Below are 21,027 nucleotides of genomic sequence, written 5' to 3'. Positions count from 1 at the left end.
CGCGGGCAACGGCGTACCCAGGTCCTATCGGGAGGAATCATGACGGCGTTCGTGCTGGTGTCGGGCGGTCACACGGGTGGCTGGATCTGGCGGGACGTGGCGCCGCCGCTGCGCGCGGCGGGCGCCGAGGCGCATCCCGTGACGCTGACCGGGCTGGGGGACCGCCGCCATCTGGCGGGCCCGGACACGGACTTGGAGACGCACATCGAGGACGTGGTCCAGGCGATCGACCACGTCGACGCGGACGAGGTGGTGCTCGTCGGGTACTGCTACGGCATCTATCCGTCGGCGGGCGCCGCCGACCGGCGCCCGGAGCGGATCGCCCGCCTCGTGTACCTGGACTCGCCGCTGCCGCAGGACGGCCGCTCCATGCTGGACCAGGTACGGGAGCTGATGCCCGCCGGGGAGGCCCGCGAGCGAATGCTCGGCATGGCCGACCGGGCCGAGGACGGCTGGCGGGTCCCCGCGCCCACGGCCGAGGAGTGGCGGGCACAAGGGGACCTCGCGGGCGTCGGTCCCGAGGGGCTCGCCCGGATCGCGCGCCTGGCCTCGCCGATGCCGATCGGCCCGGCCACGCAGCGGTTGCGGATCTCGGAGGCGGTCGCCGCGCTCCCGATGACCGGCGTCTTCTGCACGACGGGCGGGGCGACGGACATCGCCGCGCTCGAAGCCCTCGTGGCCTCGGGGCTGCCGATGGTCCAGCATCTCGCCGACCCGAGGGCGACCTTCTTCGAACTGGCCACCGGCCACTGGCCGATGCTCTCCGCCCCCGGGGAGCTGGCCGGGGTGCTGCTGCGGGCGGCGGCGGGCGAGGGGCACCGCCTCGCTGCCCAGAGTGCCGCCTAGGCGCCGCCCTGCGCCTTCTTGTCGTACGTGAGGAACACCGTGCCGCTGTCGAGGACGACGGCGTCCGTCCTGTCGTACAGCGTGGGCTCGAAGGCCGTCTTGTGCGAGAACAGCGGTGTGCCCGAACCCAGCGTCATGGGGGCCAGCTTGACGACCAGGCGGTCGATCTCGCCGCGCAGCGCCCCGGCCAGTTCGCCGCCGCCGCAGAGCCAGATGTCCTTGCCGTCCTCGCGCTTCAGCTCGCGCACCTTGGCGACCGGGTCGGTGGTGACGAGTTCGACGCCGGGGTCGGGGCTGTCGGTGAGGGTGCGGCTGAAGACGTAGTGCTTCAAGTGCGGGTAGCAGTCGGTGAATCCGGCGTCCACGCCGTTCATGTATGTCCTGCGGCCTTCGAGGACGGTGTCGAAGCAGGACCCCTCGGTGGTGACGCCGAGGGCCTGCCTGGCCGGGGCGGGCAGGGTCTCGGGGTACGTCTGCGCGAGGTGCTGGACGTAGTCCTGGGCAACCGGCCAGAACCCGTCGGGGCCCGTGGGGTCGGAACCGTCGGGCCCGGCGATGAATCCGTCGATGCTGACGGCGATGAAGTAGACGAGCTTTCGCATGCGGACTCCTGGGAAGCGGCGGTCGTGGTCGTTCGGAAGGTCGAGGTGGCCGGTCAGCTGCGGCTCCCCGGCTTGGGGAGCGGCCGGGGCCGCGGCACGGACTGCGGCCTCACCGGCCGCGGGAACCGCCTGGGGCTGCGCATGTGGCTCCTTGTCCGACGCACCGGGCGGCGCGTCATTCGTTGTACTCTAAGTGAAGTGGTTAGAACGTAGTACTCCACCCGAAGTGGTGTCAACGGTTTTCGGCGTCTTCTTTCGCCCGCTTCCCGCGGGTGCGCCTACGCCTCGGCGAGCATCTTGCGCACGCGGCCGCAGAACGCCTCCACCGCGGCCGGCTCGGGCTGCCCGCCCGCGCGGAACATCGCCGCTTGAAGGGCGGGCCCGTACGCGCCGCCGTGCCGGTCGATGTCGGACGTACGGGCGGGCTGTACGACGAAGTGAAGGTGCCCGGGGGTACGCCCGGCGTGCGACCAGAGCCAGACGTACACCTGCTCACAGCCGTCGACGCAGGCCCGGGCCGCGGCGCTCAGCTCATGCGTACCGGTGGCGTGCCGCAGGGGATTGACCAGCAACGTACCGCCCTGATCGGGACGGTAACTAACCGTCGATGAGGGCCAGTTGGTCGAGCGCCTTGTGTACGCGGGCGGTGAGGTCGGCCCGGCCCGCCTCGTGGTGTGCGACCGCGAAGGTGCGTACCGGGGGTTTGTCCGACCAGTCGTACGTCGAGCGGGCCGCGCGGCGGACGTGGACCAGGGCTCCGACGACGTTCTGGAAGAAGACGACCTCCAGCTCCCCGAACCGGTCCGCGCCCCGCGAGCGGTCGCCGAGGAAGAAGCTCTGGTAGAGGCCCCGGTGCGCCTCGACGTCGGGGATGTACCCGTCGATCAACTGCGAGCCGTCGACGAGGTAGCCCGCCTCGCCGAACGCGTCCAGGACGGCCTCGTACAGCGGCGGGGCCGCGATGTGCAGGAAGTCCACGTCCCTGACCGGCGATTCCGTCTCCCACGACAGCCGGGTGGCCAGCGACACGTCGACACCGAGGGTCTGGCCGCGCAGTTCGGTGACCGGGCACTCCCAGGGCAGCTTGCCGTGGAACGGCACGCGCTCCTCCGCGCCGGGCGCCACGGTGATCTCGTAGCGGCCGGTGCTCAGGCCGGTCACCTCGTCGTCCGTCATCGTGCCGTCGTAGTAGCGCCCTTTGGCCACGACATCGAGATTGAGGTGGCTGATCCTGAGGCCCTGGCTGCCGCCCTTGAGCAGCACCTCGCCCTCGACGGACCGCCCCGGCATCGGCGCGACCGTGGTGATCTGCGTGTCGATCTCCGGCGGCTCCTGGTCACCGCCGCCGCTCCCCCACCCGAACAGTCTGCGAAACCCCATGGCGCGTCCCCTCCCCTGTACCTGCGGCGCAGCTTAACCCCTGGCCACAGGCTAACCGTGACGGGCGCCGAACACGCGGACGGGGCAGGGAGGTTCACCCTCCCTGCCCCGTCCTCCGTGCCCCGTCCTCCGGGCTACTTCTGGTGACCGGCCCCGGCGGCGACGGGCTCCGGCGCCGACGCGTCACCCTCGGGCTCGGCGTCCCGGCCCTTGCGCGGCAGCAGGACCGCCACCAGGACCGTGCCGACGCCGAGGATCACCGCGCCGACCAGGCTGGTGTGCGCCACCGCGTCGGAGAAGGCGGAGCTGACCGCGTCGGCCATCTTGCCCGCGCCCTGGGCGAGTTGCTCGGCCTGGCCCTTGAGCTGGGCCGCCTGCTGCCGGGAAGAGGCGTGGGCCGCCTGCTCCGCCACCGCGTGCGCCTTGTCGCCGATGCCCTGGGCGACCGCGTAGCCCGCGCCGACCGAGTCCTGCGCGGTCTCCAGCGTGCCGTCGGGCAGCTTGGTCCCGGAGGCCGAGGCCGCGTCCGCCAGCTTCGAGGAGTACGAACTGGCGAGCACCGAGCCGAGGATGGCGATGCCGAGCGAGCCGCCGAGCTCAAGGGACGTGTCGTTGACCGCGCCACCAACGCCCAGCTCCGACTCGGGGAACGCGCCCATGATCGCGTCGGTGCAGGGCGACAGCGCGAGGCCGATGGCCAGGCCGAGGACGATCAGCGGGGCGACGAAGTCCCCGTACGACGAGGAGACGTCGACCTGGGTGAGCAGCGCGAGCGCCACCGTGCCCGCGACCATGCCCGCCGTCACGGTGATCTTCATGCCGATGCGCGGCGTGAGGAAGCCGGTGAGCGCCGAGCCGACGAAGACCGCGCCCGCGAGGGGCAGCATGCGCACGCCCGTCTCCAGCGGGTTGTAGCCGAGGACGAACTGGAGGTGCTGGGTCAGGTAGTAGAACGCGCCGAAGACCGCGAGGAAGAACAGTGCCACCGCGAGGTTCGAGCCGGCGAAGCGGCGGTCGAGGAAGCGGCGGACGTTCAGGATGGGGTGCGGGTGGCGCAGCTCCCAGGCGACGAAGGCCAGCAGGCCGACGCCCGCGACGACGGCCGCGGAGATCGCCTTGGCGTCCCAGCCGAAGTGCGGCCCCTGAATGATCATGTAGACCAGCGCGCCGGTCCAGATGACGGAGAGCAGCCCGCCGACGTAGTCGATCCGGTCGTGGTGCCCGGCCTTGGACGGCGGGATCAGCACGAAGGCGCCGACGATCGCGAGCACGGCGACCGGCACGTTGATCAGGAACGTCGAGGACCAGCCGTGGTCCTCCAGGAGCGCGCCCGCCACCAGCGGACCGGCGGCGATCGCGAGGCCCGCGGTGGCGGTCCACAGCACGATGGCCTTGGCCCGCTCGGCACGCGGGAAGGTCGCGGCGAGCAGCGACAGCGTGGCCGGCATGATCATCGCCGCGCCGAAGCCCATGACCGCGCGGGCCGCGATGACCCCGCCCGAACTGTCGACCAGCGAGCCCGCGACGGAGCCCGCGCCGAAGACGACGAGGCCGAGCACCAGCGCGCCGCGGCGGCTGTATTTGTCGCCGATAGCACCGAGGAGCAGCATCAGCGCGGCGTACGGGACGGTGTAGCCGTCGATGACCCACTGGAGGTCGGAGCTGGAGAGGCCGAGGTCCTTGGTCATGTCTGGGGCGGCGACGGTCAGCGCCGTGTTCGCCATGACGATGATCAAAAGGCTCAGGCAGAGCACGCCCAGCGCCCACCAGCGACGTGCGTACGGCCCCTTCATCTCTTCGACCGGTTGCTTCATGAGTAGAGCCACCGAAGTCTCACCCTTCCCTGCTGCCGCGCGTTCTTGCTTTCCGGTGACCTTGCACAGCACTGTGCAAATACACACTGGTGTGCAATTTACGCCATTGCACACAGCTGTGCAAAATAGTCGCGGCCACCCCCTGGGGCGCGCGTGCAGAATGGACGCCATGAGCCGAGCCGACGCCAACCGCCGCCGCATCCTGGAGGTCGCCCTCGTCGAACTCCTCCGCGATCCGGACGCGTCCATGGACCAGATCGCGCGGGCGGCCGGGGTCGTGCGCAGGACCGTGTACGGCCACTTCCCGAGCCGGGAGGCCCTGATCGGCGCGCTCATCGACGGCGCGGTCGAGGCGGTCGCCGCCGCCCACGCCTCCGGGCGGGCGCGGTCGGACGACCCCGCCGAGTCGCTCGCCCACTCGATGGTCGCCGTCTGGGAGATCGCCGACGGCTACCGCCTCCTGGTCGGCCTCGCGCAGCGCAGCGTCGCGATGGAGGGCATCAGGCAGCGCCTCGCCCCGGTCCGCGCCAAGTGCGTGGACGTCCTGCGGGCCGGCCTGGCGGACGGCTCCTTCACCTCGTCACTGCCGCCCGCCGCGCTCGCGTACGTTCACGAGCAGCAGCTCTTCGGCCTGATGGAGGCTGTGAACGACGGGCTCCTGCCCCCGGGCGACGCGGGCCGCGCCGCCGCGACGACGGCCCTGCTCTCGGCGGGCGTTCCGGTGGAGAGGGCGCGGGGGATCGTCGGGGGGCTGGGGTAGGGCCGAGCCGTCCCGGCCCGCCGGGTCACTCTATGAACAGGCGTTCTGGCGGGAAGAGGTCGAGGCCGGTGACCTGGGGGCAGTTGAAGAGCGTGACGTGGATGTTCTCCAGCGCGGCCAGGGGAGTCAGGTCAAGGGGGCCGCAGTTTCCGAAGTCGACTCCCCTCAGCTGGGGCAAACCGGCGAGCGCGTCGAGCGCGTCGACTTGCCGGGCGTGCCCGACGTGCAGCGTGGTGAGTTCCTGGTGTGCCACCAGAGCGGACAGGTCGACTCGGGGTACGTCCAGGATCTGGAGCGTGGACAGAGGGGAGAAGACCCCTGCGGCCAGGAAGCTGCGCCACTGGTGGTCCTCGTTGACGGTCAGCCAGCGCAGGGAGGTCAGGGCTTCGAGCCCGGACAGCCGCATCCGGGAGGCCTGTCGGTAGCACCCGAAGCTGGTGAGCCGAGGGGCGAACGGCAGCTCGTGCAAGGCCTTCTCCACCGGCATGAAGTCGAACACCAGATGGCGCAGCTCGGGCAGGTCGGCCAGCGGGGCCAGCGACATCGGGAGCGACGGCGAGTAGACGTAGACGTGACGCAGGGGCAGGCCCGCCAACGAGCGCAGGTCGGTGACGGACGGGCAGCGGTTGAGGCCCAAGCTCTCCAGACGCGGCAGCCGACTCAGGCGCGAGAGGTCGGTGAGCGAGTGGTTATCCCAGAACTGCAGGAATTCCAAGGGCTCGTGCTCCAGCACGATGTCCGGCATGCCGTGATCACCCAGTAGGTTCAGGTGCGTCAGTTCCGGCAGGCGCGGGAGCAACGCCAACTCCTCCGCGGTAGCCATGGGCACGATCTGGTCGGCCCCCACGGTGCCCTCAAGGACTGTCTCGAAGTACTCACGGATATCGAAGGCCGACCATGCGTAGCCCAGCGCGGTGCGTACCCGAGGCCTCCGATCCGTGCGGAACCGGGAAATCACCGTCAGCGCCGCGTCTCCCCCGACCCGCCCGGCCGTACGCACCACCGCCGCCGCCTGCTGATCCGTCAGCCCCTCGGGCCCCGGCAGCAACTCCAGTACCAGCTGCCCCACCTTGGCGAGGGACTCCGACTGCGCGTACGACTGCGGCGGCATCAACTCCCCCGCCCGCTCCTCCACCTCCCGTCGCACCTCCGGATCAAGCTCCGGCGCATGCTCCAGACTCGCCGCCGCCAGCAGCACCAGCCGCTCGCGGTGCCTGCGCACCTTCTCCGCGCGCCGCAGCAACTGCCGCAGCAGTCGCGTACGTTCCTCCACGCGCGCGTGCCCCACCGCCATCCGCACCACGTCGTCCCACTGGTCGTCGTGGGCGTTGCGCACCAGTACCCCGAAGTCGCGGGCCTCGACCGCCGCCTTCGCGCCCAGGTAGTCCTGGAAGGTGCGGTGCACGAAGCCGACGGAACCGGGGACGGGTTCGCGGAGCAGGCCGCTGCGGATGAGCAGGTGGGTGAAGACCTGCTCGGCGTCGCCCTGCGCGCGCACCTGCGGCATCGCCGCGAGCCACTCGTCCAGCATGGCGACGGCGTCCTGCCGGTCCGCCTCGGCCTGGCCGTTGCGGATCATCCAGTACGCCAGCCGTTGCAGCAGCGCGGTCTGCTCGTCCCGGGAAAGCGAGACGCCCTCGACCGACGTGACCTCGCGTTCCGTGTCCCGGCGGATCAGCAGCAGGTCCAGGGCCGCGTCGTAGAGCTCCTTGCGGGCGCGCGGCAGGTGCATGCGGCGGTCCCGGTGGAGGGCGCACAGCAGCGCGCACATCAGCGGGTTGGTGGCCAGGCGTCCCAGGTCGCGCCGGGTCGTCACCGCTTCGACGAGGCTCTCCTCGTAGCGGTGCAGCACCTCCCGCTCGCCGGGGGCCGCGCACTCGCGCCGGGCCGTGTCGTGCCAGTGCGTGATGAAGGCGCGTACCTCGTCCCGTTCCATGGGCAGCAGGGTGAACGCCGTGAAGCCCTGCCCCGCCGGCCAGCCCTCCGGGACCGCCGAGGGGCGGGTGGTCACCACGTAACGCGCGCGGGGGAACGCCGCGATCAGCGACCTCAGCCAGCTCTCCGTACGGCTGCGGAGCTTGACCGGCACCTCGTCGACGCCGTCCACCAGGACCAGCGCCCGCCCACTGTCCAGCAGCCCCTGCACCCAGCCCTCCGGCGCCCGCAGCGGCACACCCGCCGCGGCCAGGAACTCCTCCGGCAGCGGCAGCCCCTCGGGCAGGCGGAAGGACCTCAGCCGCAGGACGAACGGCACGCAGAGGTTCCAGTCGGCCAGCTCCGGGCCGAAGCTCTGCCGCGCGGCGTTCAGCGCCAGCCACTGCACGAGGGTCGACTTGCCCGAGCCCGCCGCGCCGCGCAGCATCAGCCGGTGGCCGCCCGCCAGCGCCTGCTCCACGCGTACGGCGGGCTGCGCGACGCCACCCGGCAGGCCGTCCTCCTGGGCCTGCGGGCCGTGCGCCCTGTCCCCGTTCACCGCGAGGCTCAAATACGCCGTGTCCAACGACCACTCGGCGCGTGCGCGGCCGCCCAGGGTGACGCCGAACAGCTCCAGGCGGCCGTGGGTGTCGGCGATGAACCGGGCGTACCGCTGCTCGAAGTCCGACGGACCCGGCGCGGCCGACGCTGCCGTCACCGGCCGCTTCTCACGCAGCAGCTCTCCGGTGCGCCGGGTCTGCTCCACCGCGGCGCGCGCCGCGAAGGAGGGGTGGGCCGTCAGCTGCTCGACCAGGTGCGCGCAGCACAGCTCCAGCAGCTCGGCGTAGAGGGCCTGCGCCTCCTCGGCGAGGTCGGGCACGGGGCGGCGTATCTCCGCCGCCAGTCGCCGCGGATCCAGGTCCACCGCGAACAGCCGCTCCGCGTCCAGCGTCCCCGCCGCCACGAAGCCGTCCTGCACGGCGGCCGCGGCGGCCAGCCGCTCGTGTTCGGGGAGGCGCCCGTACCCGCCCTCGATCCGCCGGGACAGCACCCTGGCCAGCCTCTCCGGCCCCGCCGGTTTCGGTAAGGGCCGTACGCGGGCCGTGACCAGGCCGGCGCCGGGGTGCGGGGCCACCACCGTCTTGGCGAGCGTCGCCAAGACGGTCGCGGCCAACCGGACGAGCACCGTTTCCAGCCCTTGCATCCCTGCCCGCCTCCGTTCCTCCGCCGGCTCTCTCCCCCTGCGTCGGCGAAGGCTTCCCCATCCGAGGCGGGAGGACACCCGAACCGCGGGGCGCGGGCCGGGCCTACACCTTCGCCGGCTCCTTGCCGCCCTCGCTCCGCCGCTCCGGCACGAGTCCCCCGGTCTGCTCCGCCGCCGGCCCATGTCCGTCATCGACCAACGTACGTTCGTCGAACGGAAGGTCACCGGCGAGGACCGCCGCGACCCGCTCCTTGTCGACCTCCTTGGTCCACGTGCCGATCAGCAGCGTGGCCACCGCGTTGCCCGCGAAGTTGGTCAGGGCGCGGGCCTCGCTCATGAAGCGGTCGACGCCGATGATCAGGCCGACGCCGTCGACGAGGGCGGGCTTGTGCGACTGGAGGCCGCTCGCGAGGACCGCGATGCCCGAGCCGGAGACGCCCGCCGCGCCCTTGGACGCGATCATCATGAAGAGCAGCAGCGAGATCTGCTCGCCGATGCCGAGCGGCTGGTCCATGGCGTCGGCGATGAAGAGGGAGGCCATGGTCAGGTAGATCATGGTGCCGTCGAGGTTGAAGGAGTAGCCGGTCGGGACGGTGATGCCGACGACCGGGCGGCTGACGCCCAGGTGCTCCATCTTCGCGATGAGCCGCGGCAGCGCGGACTCCGAGGAGGAGGTGGAGAGGATCAGCAGGAACTCGCGGCCCAGGTACTTGAGCAGCTTGAAGAGGTTCACGCCGGCCACCATGCGCACCAGCGTGCCGAGCACGATCACGATGAACAGCGCGCAGGTGACGTAGAACCCGATCATGATCGTGGCGAGTGCCTTGAGGGCGTCGGCGCCGGTCTCGCCGATGACGGCGGCCATCGCGCCGAACGCGCCGACCGGAGCGGCCCACATGATCATGCCGAGCACCCGGAAGACCAGCTTCTGGATGTGTTCGACGCCGCGCAGCACCGGCTCGCCCGTACGCCCCATGGCCTGGAGGGCGAAGCCCACGAGCAGGGCGACGAGGAGCGTCTGGAGCACCTCGCCCTCGGTGAAGGCGGAGACGAGCGTCTTCGGGATGACGCCGAGCGCGAAGTCGACGAGGCCCTTGTCCGCCTCGTCGGCCGCGTCGTGGCCCGCGCCCTTCACGGACTCCGTGAGGTCCATGCCGGAGCCCGGGTGGAGGATGTTGCCGACGACGAGGCCGATGGCGAGCGCGACGACCGACATGGCGACGAAGTAGGCGAGCGCGAGCCCGCCCACCTTGCCGACCTTGGCGGCCTTGCGGACCGAGCCGACGCCGAGCACGATCGTGCAGAAGATGATCGGCGAGATCATCATCTTGATCAGGTTCACGAAGCCCGTGCCGACCGGCTTGAGCTCCTTGGCGAAGTCCGGCCAGATGAAGCCGACGGCGACGCCGAGCAGCACGGCGCCGATGACGGCGATGTAGAGGTAATGCGTGCGGTCCCGCTTGGCGGCGGGGGCCGCGGGTGTCTCCTGCGGGTCAGCCGTGCTGGTCACGGGCCCTCCTTGAACGACGACGTCGGCGTTGTGTGGTGCCGGGCGGTGCCCGGTGTCGCCTGGCGGTGCCCGCAGTGGGTGCGGCTCACGTCCTGGGCGATCCCGGCGGTACTGGCGATCCCGGCGGTCCTGGTGACCCCGGCGGTCCGGTGACCCCGGCCGTCCTGGTGATCCCGGCGACTATCTCCCGCGTTGTGAGGGCGGTCACCCTTGCGTTCATTTAGTTCGCGCTTATACGACGGTCCCGCGTCGCCGCCGGTACGTCGGCCGTACGACCGCCGGACGTCCGCCGTACGAGCGCCGCCGCGCCCTCTGGACCGAAGAGGCAGACTGACAGCATGTCCCGCACCCGTCCGCCCCGCCGTCGCCGTCTGCCGCGCAGTCTGGCGGGCCAGCTCTTCGCGATGCAGATTGTGCTGGTCACGGCCGTGGTCGCCGGGTGCGCGCTCTTCACGTATCTGAGCGACAAGCACCAGGCGGAGGAGGGCGCGCGTCGCCAGGCGACCGCGGCGGCCCGCGCGGTCGCGGACTCCCCTTCCGTACGGGATGCCATACACGGCGACGGCGACCCGTCCAGGGAGCTCCAGCCGTACGCGAGCCGGGTGCAGCGGCACACCGGCGTCGACTTCGTCACGATCATGGACCCGCGCGGCATCCGCTGGACGCACCCCGACGAGCGGCGCATCGGCGAGCGCTTCCTCGGCCACACGGCACAGGCGCTGCGCGGCAGGACGTTCGCGGAGACGTACACCGGCACGCTCGGCCCGTCCGTGCGGGTGGTCACACCGATCCGGGCGGACGGGACGGACGACGGGCGGATCATCGGCCTGGTCAGCGCGGGCATCACCATCGAGGAGATCACCGCCAAGGCGCGCGGCCAGCTCCTCGCGCTGCTCGGTGTCGCCGCGGCGGCGCTCGTCCTCGGCGGCATCGGCACGTACGTCATCAACGCCCGCCTGCGCCGCAGCACCCACGGCATGAACGCCGCCGAACTGAGCCGCATGCACGACTACCACGAGGCGGCGCTGCACGCCGTGCGCGAGGGCCTGCTGATGCTCGACGGGCAGCGGCGGATCGCGCTGATCAACGACGGCGGCCGGGAACTCCTCGGCGTCCACGGCGCTCACGGCGACATCGTGGGCCGCAACGTCGCCGAGCTGGAGCTGCCCGCGCCGCTCACGGGTGCGTTGCTGGCCTCCGAGCCGCGGGTGGACGAGCTGCATCTGAGCGCCGACCGGGTCCTGGTCGTCAACACCTCGCCGGTCACCGGCGGCGAGCGCAGGGGCACGGTGGTCACCCTGCGCGACCACACCGAACTCCAGGCGCTGACCGGCGAGTTGGACTCCGAGCGCGGCTTCACGCAGGCGCTGCGTTCGCAGGCCCACGAGGCCGCGAACCGCCTCCACACGGTGGTCTCGCTGATCGAGCTCGGCCGCGCGGACGAGGCCGTGGACTTCGCCACCGCCGAACTGGAGCTGGCGCAGGCCCTGACCGACCAGGTCGTGGCGGCCGTCAGCGAACCGGTCCTCGCGGCCCTGCTCCTCGGCAAGGCGGCCCAGGCCAACGAGCACGGCGTGGAGCTGGTGGTCTCGCCCGACAGCAGCATCGACGACGGCATGCTGCCGCCCGGCCTGCCCGCCCGCGACCTCGTGACCATCCTCGGCAACCTCATCGACAACGCGGTCGACGCGGCGCAGGGCTCCCCGGCGGCGCGGGTCACGGTGACGGCGCGGGCGGACGAGGCGGGCCTGCTCCTGCGCGTCCGCGACACCGGCCCCGGGGTCGACCCCGCGCAACGCGAGACGGTCTTCGAACGGGGCTGGTCGACCAAGGCCGCGGCGGGCCGGGGCCTCGGCCTCGCGCTGGTCCGCCAGACGGTGACGCGCGACGGCGGCACGCTGACGGTGCGCGAGTCGCCGGAGGGCGGGGCGGAGTTCGAGGTGACGCTCGCGGCGGGCCTCGTCGGCAGTGCGCGAGCCTCCGGCGGGCGGGGCGGCGGCACCGCACAGGGAGGCGCCACGTGACCATCCGCGTACTCGTGGTCGAGGACGACCCGGTGGCCGCCGACGCCCACGTCCTCTACGTCAACCGCGTCCCCGGTTTCGCGGCGCTCCCCAAGCCCGCGCACACCGCCGCGGAGGCCCGCCGCGCCCTGGAGCGCACCTCCGTCGACCTGATCCTCCTGGACCTGCACCTCCCCGACGGCCATGGCCTCCAGCTCGCCCGCACCCTGCGGGCCACCGGCCACCCGACGGACGTGATCGCGGTGACGTCGGCCCGCGACCTGGCGGTGGTCCGCGAGGGCGTCTCCCTCGGCGTCGTGCAGTACGTCCTGAAGCCCTTCACCTTCGCCACCCTCCGCGACCGCCTGAACCGCTACGCCGAGTTCCGCTCGGCCGCCGCCGAGGGCGAGGCCACCGGGCAGGACGAGGTGGACCGCGCACTCGCCACGTTGCGCGCCCCGGGCCCGGCCGCGCTCCCGAAAGGCCTCAGCGGCCCCACCCTGGAACGCGTCATCCGCACCCTGCGGGCCGCCCCCGAGGGCCTGACCGCCACCGCGGCGGCCCAGGCGGCGGGCCTGTCCCGCATCACCGCGCGCCGCTACCTGGAACACCTGGTCGACACGGCCCGCGCGGCCCGCAGCCCCCAGTACGGCCATGTCGGGCGGCCCGAGCTGGTGTACCGGTGGCTCACCGCGCCGGAGTGAGCTCCGCTCCCTCCGAGGAACCCTCAACACCGCCACCGCCACCACCGCCATCACCGTAGGTCCTATAACAACGTTGTCACGCGGATGACAAGCGCCAACGCCCATCCGAGGCACGGGCATTGACCTTGCTCCGAACGCGCCCGTACGTTCACCGGGCAGCCCCGCGTCGCAGCCCCGCGTTGCAGCCCGCGTTGTAGCCCGCGTTGTAGGAGGTCGTGCCTGTGCGTCCCACCACCACCACTCCGCTGATCCTCGCCGCCGCCACCCTGCTGACCGCCGGCACCCTCTCCGCGTGCGGCGGCGGCTCCGGCGACGACCCCGACACCGTGAAGATCTCGTTCAAGCAGTCCACGGACAACGAGATCCGCGTCATGGACAGCTATCTGGCGGACATCAAGAAGCAGTTCGAGAAGGCGAACCCCGGCAAGAAGGTCAAGCTGGTACCGATCAAGGCGCCGGACTCCGAGTACTACACGAAGCTCCAGCAGATGCTGCGCTCCCCCAAGACCGCGCCCGATCTGGTGTACGAGGACACGTTCCTGATCAACTCCGACATCACCAGCGGGTACTTGAGACCGCTGGACTCCTACCTCGACAAGTGGAAGGACTGGGACCAGTTCATCGGCACGGCCAAGACGGCGGCGAAGGCGGCCGACGGCAAGACGTACGGCGTGCCGGACGGCACGGACACGCGCGGCCTGTGGTTCAGCAAGGCGATCTTCAAGAAGGCGGGCCTGCCGGCCGACTGGCAGCCGAAGAACTGGGCCGAGGTCCTCGACGCGGCCCGCACGATCAAGAAGAAGGTCCCGGGAGTCACCCCCCTGAACGTCTACACGGGCAAGCCGGCGGGCGAGGCGGCGGCGATGCAGGGCTTCCAGATGCTCGCGTACGGCACGGGCAAGGACCCGCTGTACGACACGGAGGCCAAGAAGTGGGTCACGGGCAGCAAGGGTTTCAAGGACTCCCTGAAGTTCGTCGAGACGGTCTACAAGGAGAAGCTCGGCCCTGACGTCTCCGACGCCCTCGACCCCAACTTCATGACGCGCGTACGCGGTGAGCTGCTGCCCGAGGGCAAGCTGGGCATCGCCCTCGACGGTTCGTGGCTCCCGCAGGACTGGGGCAAGGGCGCGGGCCACGAGTGGCCCGAGTGGCCGCAGGAACTGGGCCTCGCCGCCATGCCGACGCAGAACGGCCAGGCTCCCGGCAAGGTGAGCATGTCCGGCGGCTGGACCTGGGCGATCCCGTCCAAGGCGAGCAACCCCGACCTGGCGTTCGCCTTCATCGAGACGATGCAGACCAAGGCCAACGCCAAGAAGTGGTACGTCGCCAACTCGGGCATCGCGGTCCGCAAGGACGTCGCGGCCGACCCGTCGTACGTGAAGGCGCAGCCCGGCATCAAATTCTTCACGGACCTGGTCGCCACGACGCACTACCGCCCCGCGTATCCCGCGTACCCGAAGGTCTCCACGGCGATCCAGCAGGCGATGGAGTCGGTGACGACGGGCGACAGCTCGGTGGAGGAGGCGGCGAGAAGCTACGACGAGGAGGTGGAGTCGGCGACGGATGGGGAGGTCGTCGAGAGGTAGGGGGCGTGGCGGTAACGGTTTCGGCGGGTGCGGCTGAGGTTGCGGCTGGTCAGCCGCAGGACCGGTGATCGCCGCCGACCGGTCACCACGGGCCCGGGGCGGGCCGCCGGTGGACGCCGTCGGCCGCCAGTGGTGCAGCCGCCGAACGCCGCCACCCCATCCCGTCCCCACCGCCCCGTCGCCAGAGAGTGAGGGCCCGTACGTGACCACCGCATCCCCCACCGGACCGGGCGGGCTCGGCAAGGCGTCGCCGGGGCCCGGCGGCGCCGCGCCGCCGGATCCCCACGCCCGCCCCGGCGCCCGCACCCTGGCCGGCGCCCGCGTCCGCCGAGGGCTGCTCCGGGCGTTGCCCGTCTCCCCCGCCGTCGTCCTCCTCGCGCTCTTCCTCGCGGGACCGATCGGCTACTGCGCGTACATCGCCTTCACCGACCTCCAGTTGACCGGCCAGGCCGAGTCCGGCTTCATCGGGTTCGACAACTTCCGCGAGGCGTTCGGCGACGAGCGGTTCCTCAACGCGGTCTGGCTGACCCTCGTCTTCACCGTCCTCTCCTCCCTCATCGGCCAGAACACCCTGGGCCTCGCCCTCGCCTCCCTCATGCAGCGCGCGTCGAAGCCGGTCCGCACGCTCACCGGCGCGATCGTCGTCACGGCCTGGGTGCTGCCGGAGGTCATCGCGGGCTTCCTCCTCTACGCCTTCTTCCGTCGCGAGGGCACACTCAACGCCGTCCTGGACTTCCTCCACCTCCCTTCCCAGAACTGGCTGTTCACCCTGCCGATCCTCGCCGTGTCGTTCGCGAACGTATGGCGCGGCACGGCCTTCTCGATGCTGGTCTACTCCGCCGCACTGAACGAGATCCCCAAGGAGATCACCGAGGCCGCCCAGGTGGACGGCGCGAGCGGCTGGCGCCGCATGTGGCACATCACGCTGCCGATGATCCGCCGCTCGATCGGCACGAACCTCATGCTCAACACCCTCCAGACCCTCTCCGTCTTCGGCCTGATCTGGGTGATGACGCGCGGCGGCCCGGGAAACCGCAGCCAGACCCTGCCGCTGTTCATGTACGAGCAGGCCTTCCAGAAGAGCATGATCGGCTACGGCACGGCTGTGGCCCTGCTCCTCCTCCTCGTCGGCTCGCTCTTCTCCCTCGTCTACATGCGCCTGCTGCGTACGGAGGTCTGAGTGACCGTCAACAAGCGTCCACGCACCGGCCGTTCACGGTGCGCCAAGCACCGCCTGGCGGCGGACGCCGGCCTGCTGGTCGTGGCGTCCGCGTTCATTCTCCCCCTGGCCTGGGTGGTCCTGTCCTCCTTCGACCCGGAGGCGGACCTCAGGGTGCGCCTGCCGGACAGCCTCACCCTGGACAACTACGACAAGGTCCTCACCCCCGAGATCACCTTCACCCCGCTGCTCAACAGCCTCCTCCTGTGCGGCGGCGGCACCCTGCTCACGGTGGTCTGCGCGGCCCTCGCCGCGTACCCCCTGTCCCGCTACCGGTCCCGCCTGAACCGTCCGTTCATGCTGACGGTCCTCTTCGCGACGAGCCTGCCGATCACGGCGATCATGGTCCCGGTGTACGCGCTGTTCGTGCAGGTCGACCTGATCGACACGATGCAGGGCACGATCTTCTTCTTCGCCGCCTCCCAACTCCCCTTCGCCATCTGGCTGATGAAGAACTTCATGGACGGCGTCCCGAAGGAGCTGGAGGAGGCGGCGTGGACGGACGGCGCGTCGTCCTTCCAGTCCCTGCTGCGGATCGTGCTCCCCCTGATGGGCCCGGGCGTGGCCGTGGTGACGGTCTTCTCCTTCGTCATGATGTGGGGGAACTTCTTCGTCCCCTTCATGCTCCTGCTCACCCCGGAACAGATGCCGGCGTCGGTCAGCATCAACGACTTCTTCGGCAACAAGGGCACCGTGGTCTACGGCCAGCTGGCGGCCTTCTCGATCCTCTACTCGACGCCGGTGATCCTGCTGTACGTCCTGGTCTCCCGCCGCCTGGGCGGCGGCTTCGCCCTGGGCGGGGCGGTGAAGGGCTGAGGGGCCGTGCCGCCGCCCGCGGGCACAGAACTGTGACACACGTTCACGGCGATACGTCCCCCACGCCCCATTCGTGACGGGACATCTCCCTGGTATCAGGCCCCGCCTCGCACTAGCGTGCTGAGCCCGCACCCTCTCCCCCACCTGCCAGGAGCCGACAGTGAACCGCCCTCTCCGCCTCGCGACGGCCACGCTCACCGCGACCGCGGCCCTGCTGCTGACGTCCTGCGGCAGCGACGACAAGTCCTCCGGCGCCGATGACAAGATCGCCGGAGCGGAGCAGGGGAAGGGAGACGCGAAGAAGACGACGCCCCCGAGCGAGCCCGCCGACGCCGCGGCAGATCGCCCGAAGATCGAGCTGCCCTCGGACCTGACGTACAAGTTCGAGTGGGCCAAGACGGGCGACAAGAACAAGGACGCGGTCCTGGCCGACACCGAGCAGTACGTGAAGGCCGTCGACATGGCCATCGCCGAACAGGACCCGCTGCACAAGGCCTACCGGTTCTACTCCGAAGGCGACGCGGCGGCCGGCAGTCAGAAGTTCGTCGAGGAGTACGTCGAGTACAAGGACCGGATCACGGGCGTCAAGCGTTTCTACAACGCGCGGGTGGACGTGACAGGCAGCAAGACGGCAGGCCTCGTCTACTGCGAGGACCAGCGCAAGGCGCACAACAAGAGCCTCAAGACGGGTAAGACCGCCGAGGCCCCCGCGCCGTCCAAGGACGACTTCGTGCTCTACAGCAGCCGACTGCACAAGAACGAGCAGGGCGTCTGGATCACCGAGACGACCACATCAGACCGGGGGAATGCCATATGCCAGCCGTGAGAAGGAAACCGCTCATAGCCGCCGGAGCCGTGGCGGTGGCCGCGACCCTGCTCCTGCCGGGTCCGGCGTCGGCGCGTACCGGCCACGGCGGAACCACCAACGGCGACGCCCAGGGCCCCACCAAGGACGGCGGCGACGGCTCCCTGACAGCCACCGCCGGCGGCATCAGCTACGACGAGTCCAAGAACGGCTCCGGACCCAAGTCCGGAACCATCGCCCCGACAGGCGACTACAGCCCGCCGCCCTGCTGGTACGGACCGGCCTACACCCCCGCGCAGTTCAAGAAGGAGCGCGAGGCCGTCTGGGCGGTGGACTCCACAGGCCCCTCGTGGGACCTGGATCAGCGCAAGCGGTACGTCGAGGGCGAGCCGTACAAGAACTTCAACCTCGACAAGGCCGGCAAGGGCTACTGGTGGTCGGGCTTCCCCAACACCACCTACCCGCCCGGCTGGGACAAGTGCAACGAGCAGACCTTCTGGGTCGACGAGAACGAGCCTCCCGCCGGCCTCCCCGCCATCGACGCGGAGATCCTGGCGAAGCTGGCGTACGCCAGGATCCGCGTACCCGGCACGAAGGTTTCCCTGGCCCCCAAGGGTGAGACGAAGGTGAACCTCCCCACCTGGGCGTGGCTGGACGGCGCCGAGTTCAAGCCGGTCTCGGTGACGGCGAGGGTCGACGTCCTGGACATCGAGGCGACGACGACAGCCGTACCCGTCTCCCTCAAGATCGACCCCGGCACCCCGGACGCCGAGACCTACCCGCATCCGGCGTCTGCGACCTCGTCGGCGACAAGATCGGCACCCCGTACGCGAAGGGCAAGGCCAAGGAGACCCCGCCCTGCGGCGTGAAGTACCTGCGGTCCTCGGGCGACGGTTCGTACCCGCTGAAGGCGACGGTCACCTGGAAGATCACCTGGACAGGGACGGGCGTGGACCGCGAACAGACGCTCCCCGACGGTGAGTTCGGAGCCGAGCAGGACGTGGCCGTGCAGGAGATCCAGTCCATCAACCGGTAACCGGAACCACCGCCACCAGGATCACCTGCGTCGAAGGAGGAACGCCGTGCGGGGGCGGTCGCCGAGTCGGGCAGGGTGGTTGAGGTTGAGCGGTGCCCTCCCGGCTCGGAGATCCTGCCGCGGCGCGGCGGATGAGCCGCATGGGAGCGGATCCGCAGTTGCCCCGGCTTCTCCAGGCAGTGGTCGACGCGGCGATCGCGCGTGGCCCCGAGGTCGCGCGGGGCGCGGAGTCGATCGCCGAGGCGACGCGGATCGCGACGGGGCTGGTCGCGGGGGTGCTGGACGGCGACGCGGCCACCGCCCGGCGGACCGCGTTCAGGATGTGGCGGGTCGCTTTCCTGGCTGATCTCCTGCTGCCCCGTTCGCCTGCGCGCCCAGAGGCACGGCCGCGCTTCCGCGAGTACGGGCACGCGCTGGAGGAACTGCTCGGGGCGTGACTGCGGCGATCCAAGGGCCCTGGGGTGAGCGGCACGAGGGAAGAACCCTACCCAGACCTGGTCGACACGGCGGTCTACAACAAAGCCTTGTTCCAAGCGGCCGGACAGAAAGGCATGGATCTCGGTGCGATCGAAGCGGCGACCTCGCCCACCCTGGACGACCTCCACTGCGCCAAGCTGCCGTCCGGGAGAGGGACCATCATGGTCCACCTCGGAGCCGAGGAGCGGCGCTTTTACGTCGCTCGGCGGCGCGGCGCTCGCGCTCCTCCGGCGCCACGCGGCGCGTTACGGACCCCGTACCTTCCCACCACCCGCAACCTCGTAGGAACGCACCGTAGTCGCCACCCTCACAGGCGCCTACGGTGTGCCCGTGCAACCGAGCCGACCGAGCCAGCCCTCGCACCAGCCCACGCCGCCCTTCAACTTCCCCGCCGCCCGTCGCCTGCGAGAGGCGCTCGGGATGGCGCACGGGCATGTCGCGTACGGGATGCGGGCCAGTTACGGGCTCTCGTACATCACCGCCGACACCATCGCCGCCTGGGAGCGCGGGCTCGCCGCGCCCACCTCCGGCGAGCTCACCGCGCTCGCGGCCACGCTCTGGTGTTCGCCCGGGGAGCTGATGGGCGCCGCCCGGACCCTGCGTGAGCACCGCGTCGCCCGCGGGCTCGCGCCGGAGGACGTCGCCCGGGAGTCCGGCGTGGAGATCCAGGCATATCTGCGCATGGAGGAGACCGACACCTGGCGCGGGAACGAGCGGCAGTCCGACGCCCTCGCCCGGGTCCTCCAGCTCTCCGTGCCCGACTTCGTCACCGTCACCGGCCGGTCCGAGCAGCTCGCCGAGCTGCTGCGCAGTGCCGTCACCACCCGGTGGCAGGGGTATGTGCGGCCCGTCAGCAAGCTGCTGCCCGTGGAGAAGCGGCACGTGGAGGACGTGCTGCGGCAGATGCACGACGACTACCAGTCCCGGATGACGCGGACCCTGAGCTGGGGCGGCGGCGCCAGCTCCGACGCGTCCGGGGAGGCCGGGCGGGACTTCCTCGAACGGATCCTGGAGCACTTCTGGACGCTGGTCCGGGGCGGGGCCGGCGGCAACGCCCGGGCCTGATCGCCCGCCCCAGGGGCGGCCGAGCAGCAGTGCCTAGAAGACCGACTCCGCCTCGTCCATCCGGTCCTTCGGCACCGTCTTCAGCTCCGTGACCGCCTCCGCCAGCGGCACCATCGTGATGTCCGTGCCCCGCAGCGCCGTCATCTTGCCGTACTCCCCGCGGTGCACCGCCTCCACCGCGTGCCAGCCGAAGCGGGTCGCGAGGACGCGGTCGTACGCGGTGGGGGTGCCGCCACGCTGCACGTGGCCGAGGATGACCGGCTTGGCCTCCTTGCCGAGGCGGGCCTCCAGCTCGTACGCGAGAGCCGTGCCGATGCCCTGGAAGCGCTCGTGGCCGAACTGGTCGATGGCGCCCTTGCCGTAGTTCATCGTGCCGTCCTGCGGGTGCGCGCCCTCGGCGACGCAGATCACCGCGAACTTCTTGCCGCGCGAGAACCGCTCCTCGACCAGCGCCACCAGGTCGGCGGGGTCGAACGGCCGCTCGGGCAGGCAGATGCCGTGCGCGCCGCCGGCCATGCCGGACTCCAGGGCGATCCAGCCCGCGTGGCGGCCCATGACCTCCACCACCATCACGCGCTGGTGGGACTCGGCAGTGGTCTTGAGGCGGTCCATGGCCTCCGTGGCCACGCCCACCGCCGTGTCGAAGCCGAAGGTGCGGTCCGTGGAGGAGATGTCGTTGTCGATCGTCTTCGGGACGCCGACGACCGGCACGCCCGCGTCGGCCAGCATGCCCGCCGCCGTGAGGGTGCCCTCGCCGCCGATCGGGATGAGCGCGTCGAAGCCGCTCTTCTCGATGAGCTCCTTGGCGTTGTGGCAGGCGGCGCGGAAGCGGTCGCGCTCCAGGCGCGAGGAGCCGAGGATCGTTCCGCCGCGGGCCAGGATGCCGCTGACCGCGTTCAGGTCGAGGGGGCGGTAGCGCCCTTCGAGCAGGCCCGCGTAGCCGTCCTCGAAGCCGATGACCTCGTCGCCGTAGTGCGTCACGGCGCGGTGCACGACCGACCGGATCACGGCGTTGAGGCCGGGGCAGTCGCCGCCCGCGGTGAGAATTCCGATACGCATCGCGCTGTGTCTCCTGCTCGCTGTTGGTGCTTGTGAGCCGGTCGTCTGGTGCTGGTGAGCCGGTCGTCGGTACTGGTGAACCGGTCCGAACCGGTCCGATTGTTCCACGGCCGGAAGGGGGGCGCCGCTCACGGTTGTCCGACGGACGCGTGTGCGATAGGGCGGCGATACGGGGGCAGGGGCACGGTGAGCCCTCCTGCCGGGCCCTTCGTCCCGTACTGCCGGGC

At 71.1% G+C, this 21,027-nt stretch carries 18 protein-coding genes and 1 pseudogene; 12 read left to right on the top strand and 7 right to left on the bottom strand.

What is annotated here, in order from left to right:
* The first annotated feature begins 39 nt into the window (after positions 1–39).
* The gene (locus tag ACOBQB_RS36220) at positions 40–846 is read left to right on the top strand and encodes an alpha/beta fold hydrolase (RefSeq protein WP_423598037.1); all 807 of its coding nucleotides are present in this window, start codon (positions 40–42) and stop codon (positions 844–846) included.
* On the opposite strand, the gene ACOBQB_RS36215 is transcribed toward ACOBQB_RS36220, so the two are convergent.
* The 4 genes from ACOBQB_RS36215 to ACOBQB_RS36200 form a co-directional block, all read right to left on the bottom strand.
* On the bottom strand, positions 843–1,448 hold the full coding sequence (locus ACOBQB_RS36215; protein ID WP_423598035.1) for a dihydrofolate reductase family protein: 606 nt from the start codon (positions 1,446–1,448) through the stop codon (positions 843–845). The genes ACOBQB_RS36220 and ACOBQB_RS36215 overlap by 4 nt on opposite strands.
* 278 nt (positions 1,449–1,726) lie before the next feature.
* Entirely contained in the window at positions 1,727–2,020 is a 294-nt protein-coding gene (locus tag ACOBQB_RS36210; RefSeq protein WP_423598033.1) for a hypothetical protein, read from the bottom strand.
* Positions 2,021–2,045: 25 nt separating this feature from the next.
* A complete protein-coding gene (locus ACOBQB_RS36205) occupies positions 2,046–2,828 on the bottom strand; it encodes a sporulation protein (RefSeq protein ID WP_423598031.1) in 783 nt (260 codons plus the stop codon).
* A gap of 134 nt (positions 2,829–2,962) precedes the next feature.
* The gene (locus ACOBQB_RS36200; RefSeq protein ID WP_423598029.1) at positions 2,963–4,642 is read right to left on the bottom strand and encodes an MFS transporter; all 1,680 of its coding nucleotides are present in this window, start codon (positions 4,640–4,642) and stop codon (positions 2,963–2,965) included.
* Between the two features lie 169 nt (positions 4,643–4,811).
* Here ACOBQB_RS36200 and ACOBQB_RS36195 point away from each other — a divergent pair, with 169 nt between their 5' ends.
* On the top strand, positions 4,812–5,402 hold the full coding sequence (locus ACOBQB_RS36195; RefSeq protein WP_423598027.1) for a TetR/AcrR family transcriptional regulator: 591 nt from the start codon (positions 4,812–4,814) through the stop codon (positions 5,400–5,402).
* A gap of 25 nt (positions 5,403–5,427) precedes the next feature.
* Here the strand turns inward: ACOBQB_RS36195 and ACOBQB_RS36190 are convergent, their stop codons facing one another.
* A complete protein-coding gene (locus ACOBQB_RS36190; protein ID WP_423598025.1) occupies positions 5,428–8,520 on the bottom strand; it encodes an NACHT domain-containing protein in 3,093 nt (1,030 codons plus the stop codon).
* A gap of 103 nt (positions 8,521–8,623) precedes the next feature.
* A complete protein-coding gene (locus ACOBQB_RS36185) occupies positions 8,624–10,030 on the bottom strand; it encodes a cation:dicarboxylate symporter family transporter (RefSeq protein ID WP_423598023.1) in 1,407 nt (468 codons plus the stop codon).
* A 9-nt stretch (positions 10,031–10,039) separates the two neighbouring features.
* Here ACOBQB_RS36185 and ACOBQB_RS36180 point away from each other — a divergent pair, with 9 nt between their 5' ends.
* From ACOBQB_RS36180 to ACOBQB_RS36135, 10 genes and pseudogenes are all read left to right on the top strand, one after another.
* A complete protein-coding gene (locus tag ACOBQB_RS36180; protein WP_423598021.1) occupies positions 10,040–10,183 on the top strand; it encodes a hypothetical protein in 144 nt (47 codons plus the stop codon).
* Positions 10,184–10,368: 185 nt separating this feature from the next.
* Positions 10,369–12,054 (top strand): sensor histidine kinase, encoded by a 1,686-nt coding sequence (locus ACOBQB_RS36175; protein ID WP_423598019.1) that lies wholly within the window; start codon positions 10,369–10,371, stop codon positions 12,052–12,054.
* The gene (locus ACOBQB_RS36170) at positions 12,051–12,737 is read left to right on the top strand and encodes a response regulator (protein WP_423598017.1); all 687 of its coding nucleotides are present in this window, start codon (positions 12,051–12,053) and stop codon (positions 12,735–12,737) included. The genes ACOBQB_RS36175 and ACOBQB_RS36170 overlap by 4 nt, the downstream gene beginning before the upstream one ends.
* A gap of 215 nt (positions 12,738–12,952) precedes the next feature.
* A complete protein-coding gene (locus ACOBQB_RS36165) occupies positions 12,953–14,323 on the top strand; it encodes an extracellular solute-binding protein (protein WP_423598015.1) in 1,371 nt (456 codons plus the stop codon).
* Positions 14,324–14,525: 202 nt separating this feature from the next.
* Complete coding sequence (locus ACOBQB_RS36160) at positions 14,526–15,503, top strand: carbohydrate ABC transporter permease (protein ID WP_423598013.1); 978 nt, start codon at positions 14,526–14,528, stop codon at positions 15,501–15,503.
* Positions 15,504–16,358, top strand: coding sequence for a carbohydrate ABC transporter permease (locus ACOBQB_RS36155; protein ID WP_423598011.1), 855 nt, complete (start codon positions 15,504–15,506; stop codon positions 16,356–16,358).
* Between the two features lie 160 nt (positions 16,359–16,518).
* A complete protein-coding gene (locus ACOBQB_RS36150) occupies positions 16,519–17,184 on the top strand; it encodes a hypothetical protein (RefSeq protein WP_423598009.1) in 666 nt (221 codons plus the stop codon).
* Positions 17,172–18,199: pseudogene (locus ACOBQB_RS36145) on the top strand (hypothetical protein). The gene ACOBQB_RS36150 and the pseudogene ACOBQB_RS36145 overlap by 13 nt, the downstream one beginning before the upstream one ends.
* Before the next feature lie 140 nt (positions 18,200–18,339).
* Positions 18,340–18,636, top strand: a complete 297-nt coding sequence (locus ACOBQB_RS36140; protein WP_423598007.1) for a hypothetical protein — start codon at positions 18,340–18,342, stop codon at positions 18,634–18,636.
* Positions 18,637–19,000: 364 nt separating this feature from the next.
* The gene (locus tag ACOBQB_RS36135; protein ID WP_423598005.1) at positions 19,001–19,741 is read left to right on the top strand and encodes a helix-turn-helix domain-containing protein; all 741 of its coding nucleotides are present in this window, start codon (positions 19,001–19,003) and stop codon (positions 19,739–19,741) included.
* A gap of 33 nt (positions 19,742–19,774) precedes the next feature.
* Here ACOBQB_RS36135 and ACOBQB_RS36130 read toward each other — a convergent pair whose 3' ends face one another.
* Entirely contained in the window at positions 19,775–20,800 is a 1,026-nt protein-coding gene (locus tag ACOBQB_RS36130; protein WP_423598003.1) for a 6-phosphofructokinase, read from the bottom strand.
* Positions 20,801–21,027 lie beyond the last annotated feature (227 nt).

This window comes from Streptomyces sp. G5(2025), from assembly GCF_049542075.1.
Taxonomy (GTDB): Bacteria; Actinomycetota; Actinomycetes; order Streptomycetales; family Streptomycetaceae; genus Streptomyces.
This window is presented reverse-complemented; position numbering and strand designations above follow the sequence as displayed.

What these genes read in the sequence shown, in the direction of transcription:
- ACOBQB_RS36220 (WP_423598037.1), top strand. Translation starts at nt 40, where the DNA reads ATGACGGCGTTCGTGCTGGTGTCGGGCGGTCACACGGGTGGCTGGATC.
- ACOBQB_RS36215 (WP_423598035.1), bottom strand. Translation starts at nt 1,448, where the DNA reads ATGCGAAAGCTCGTCTACTTCATCGCCGTCAGCATCGACGGATTCATC.
- ACOBQB_RS36205 (WP_423598031.1), bottom strand. Translation starts at nt 2,828, where the DNA reads ATGGGGTTTCGCAGACTGTTCGGGTGGGGGAGCGGCGGCGGTGACCAG.
- ACOBQB_RS36200 (WP_423598029.1), bottom strand. Translation starts at nt 4,642, where the DNA reads ATGAAGCAACCGGTCGAAGAGATGAAGGGGCCGTACGCACGTCGCTGG.
- ACOBQB_RS36195 (WP_423598027.1), top strand. Translation starts at nt 4,812, where the DNA reads ATGAGCCGAGCCGACGCCAACCGCCGCCGCATCCTGGAGGTCGCCCTC.
- ACOBQB_RS36190 (WP_423598025.1), bottom strand. Translation starts at nt 8,520, where the DNA reads ATGCAAGGGCTGGAAACGGTGCTCGTCCGGTTGGCCGCGACCGTCTTG.
- ACOBQB_RS36175 (WP_423598019.1), top strand. Translation starts at nt 10,369, where the DNA reads ATGTCCCGCACCCGTCCGCCCCGCCGTCGCCGTCTGCCGCGCAGTCTG.
- ACOBQB_RS36140 (WP_423598007.1), top strand. Translation starts at nt 18,340, where the DNA reads ATGGGAGCGGATCCGCAGTTGCCCCGGCTTCTCCAGGCAGTGGTCGAC.
- ACOBQB_RS36130 (WP_423598003.1), bottom strand. Translation starts at nt 20,800, where the DNA reads ATGCGTATCGGAATTCTCACCGCGGGCGGCGACTGCCCCGGCCTCAAC.